The 2,683-nt window shown below is 47.4% G+C and carries 4 protein-coding genes; 3 read left to right on the top strand and 1 reads right to left on the bottom strand.

Features of this window, described 5'->3' with window-relative positions:
• Positions 1 to 682 (bottom strand): RNA-guided endonuclease InsQ/TnpB family protein (locus MiSe_RS48480; RefSeq protein WP_226594603.1); only part of this gene is annotated, 682 nt, incomplete at its 3' end.
• A gap of 81 nt (positions 683 to 763) precedes the next feature.
• Here MiSe_RS48480 and tnpA point away from each other — a divergent pair.
• From tnpA to MiSe_RS48465, 3 genes are all read left to right on the top strand, one after another.
• Positions 764 to 1,183, top strand: a complete 420-nt coding sequence (gene tnpA / locus MiSe_RS48475; RefSeq protein ID WP_226594601.1) for an IS200/IS605 family transposase — start codon at positions 764 to 766, stop codon at positions 1,181 to 1,183.
• An 831-nt stretch (positions 1,184 to 2,014) separates the two neighbouring features.
• Positions 2,015 to 2,401 (top strand): reverse transcriptase family protein, encoded by a 387-nt coding sequence (locus tag MiSe_RS48470; protein WP_226594600.1) that lies wholly within the window; start codon positions 2,015 to 2,017, stop codon positions 2,399 to 2,401.
• 61 nt (positions 2,402 to 2,462) lie between these two features.
• A partial coding sequence (locus MiSe_RS48465; RefSeq protein ID WP_444980647.1) for a hypothetical protein occupies positions 2,463 to 2,683 on the top strand: 221 nt, incomplete at its 3' end.

The following is a 2,683-nucleotide window of genomic DNA, read 5'->3' as shown; positions in this document are numbered from 1 at the left end:
TGCTTACTACTGGAGTGACCGGACTCAGTGAGTCTTTTACGTGGGGACTGCGGGACAGAAACCGCAGGGAGGATAGGTTCTCCACTCCGTTCATCAGGGTGCCACGTCGCACCCATCCATCAGCTTTCTTGATGACTTGAACCGTTTTCAGTTTGAAGCCATCGGGCAAAGGACGATGCAATCGAATTTGCACCCCACCAATGAACGGTAGATACAGCACTGCATTCTTTGGATCAATCCAGTCTTGTTTCGCTTGTGGAAACTTGAATGAACGATAATCCGCTTCGGTTTTGAAACGAGGTCTACCGCTCCGTTTCCCGTTGCTATCACCCAAAATGTAACGATCCATCGCTTTCTTGAGACGCGAGGTGTAAACATCCTGCAAGACAGTGGAATATACCGATTTCAAATCCAGCAATTCACCCGACCATTGCACCGTCACAAGATCAGTTTTGAGTCCTGGCAATTGAGCTTTGAGATCCGTGTAATACGGATTGTCTGCAAGTTCTCTTAGATGACAAACCAACGGACAAGCGTTAACGGCACACCGATTTCTGTCCCACCAATCCAGGCATTGACCCAACCAACGGTTATAGAGATAACGACAAATTCTCAGCCATTCATTTAACTTTTGAATTTGCTGAGTGTATGGATAGATTCTGTACTGGTAGTTTAGCTTCATCGGTGTTACCTCGCTATCGACCAAGCGTGAGTGCTGTTGAATAAAGCTACACTGATTATAGCAACAATTCCGCAAAGCGCCATGAAAAATGATTTTGTTAGTAAAGGTAGGTCGGTCAGTGACTTAAAGGTTCATTTAGTTCTGACGACCAAATATCGTCGCAAAGTCTTTACAGGTGAGATGTTGAAGCGACTGCATGAAGTATTCCTAGACTTGCTTGGTAAATGGGATTGCAAATTGGTCGAATTCAATGGAGAGGAAGATCACATTCACTTGCTGTTTCAGTACCACCCAGACGTGGCATTGAGCAATCTGGTGAATAATTTGAAGTCAGTTTCATCACGAAAACTGAGACAGGAGTTTGAGAAACGGGTGAACCAGTTTTACCGCAAAGATGTTCTGTGGAATGGGTCTTACTTTGTTGCAAGTTGCGGAGGTGTTACCATTTCAACATTGCGTCAGTACATCGAGAATCAAGATGCACCTGACCCGTCTGTTTGAGGCTTCAGAGATGGTTCGTTTCGTCGCTGTTCCCCTTCCTCGCTTCGCATTGGTCGGGGAACGCTCCTCAACTCACGCGCATTCATCTCATCGCTCCCCTTCGGGTGAGCGAGAGGCTTCTGCTGTTAGAGCTAAAATCTGGGGTGATTGACCAAGGGGTATTTACTGCTATATCTGAGGGAACTCCGCAAGGTGGGGTCAGTGCGCTACGAAGCGCATAGTGGTATTGCTGAGGTCATCGAGATAAGGAGGTGATTGATTAGACCTATAGAAGCTGGTAGCTCACCCCAGAGCGCCAAGGCTGAGTCGGCAGGCGGGGGACAATGAGTAACAACCCGTTTGAAGCCCGATGAACAAGGGGCAACATGCTGACACCCTGTTACAGCACAAGGCTCCGAGCCTGAAAGTGACTATGGCTACGCCAGAAACCTTTGTTTGAAGCGCCCACACCTTGGACGTACTGCTAAACAACAGGGATGGTACGAGATATCAGGTAAATCAACCTTTCACGCAGTTGATGAAAAGGTCTTTTGATCCGGACTGAACCGCTCTAATTATAGGGGTATAAATTATCGGCTGATATCGGGGACACTGGGACTGTGTCTTACGGGCGTAAAGAAGGAGCCTAAAGTCAAAAGCAACACATACCACTATGCGAACGTAGGAAGCATGATGGTTGGTCTCCACAGAGACTGGGCTAACTGCGGCTGATGTAACCATCATGTGGCAGAGCCGTCGTAGTAGTCCGAGCCAGAGAAAGTCTGGTACATGGCGAAGGACGGCAATCATTGTCAGAAGGAACGTCAAGGGAAGTAGAGAGGACTAAAATTTATGTCCGATATCATCAAAACCCAACGTAGCCTAGCCAGAAAGGCAGAGCATAATCCTCAACATCAGTTCGACCATTTATATCGGCTCATATGCCGAGAAGACTGGATACACGCAGCCTTAAAATCTGTCCTCTCCAATCAGGGGGCTAAAACTGCGGGAATTGACGGCGTAACCAAAAAGGAACTGGCATCCTCATCGGCAAAAGCCGTCTTTGTATGCCAGTTACAAGCCGAACTGCGGTCTAAACAGTTTCGACCAAAACCAGTACGCCGTGCTTATATTCCCAAAGCCAACGGCAAGCGTCGTCCATTGGGTATTGCCACCCTCAAAGACCGAGTCGTACAAATGCTACTGAAGATGGTACAAGGGACCAATATGGGAAAGTGATTTTCTTAACTGCTCCAACGGCTTTAGACCGGAGCGCAGAACACAGGATTGCATTGCCTTATTGGACAGTTACATCAACAAACGCAATAAATACTTCTGGGTTATCGAGGGAGATATTAAGGGAGCATTTGACAATATTCACCACGAGATTTTATGTAAGGATTCAGGTGGAAGGAGGGGAGGTAGCCGCCAGTCAAAAACAGATAGCAGCACCAGGACAGATCAAGGACTGGCGGCTACCTCCCCTGGTAAATGTAAGCTGAGAGAGCAAAAGAAATTCCC

It is taken from the genome of Microseira wollei NIES-4236 (genome assembly GCF_020521235.1).
Lineage (GTDB): Bacteria > Cyanobacteriota > Cyanobacteriia > Cyanobacteriales > Aerosakkonemataceae > Microseira > Microseira wollei.
This window is presented reverse-complemented; position numbering and strand designations above follow the sequence as displayed.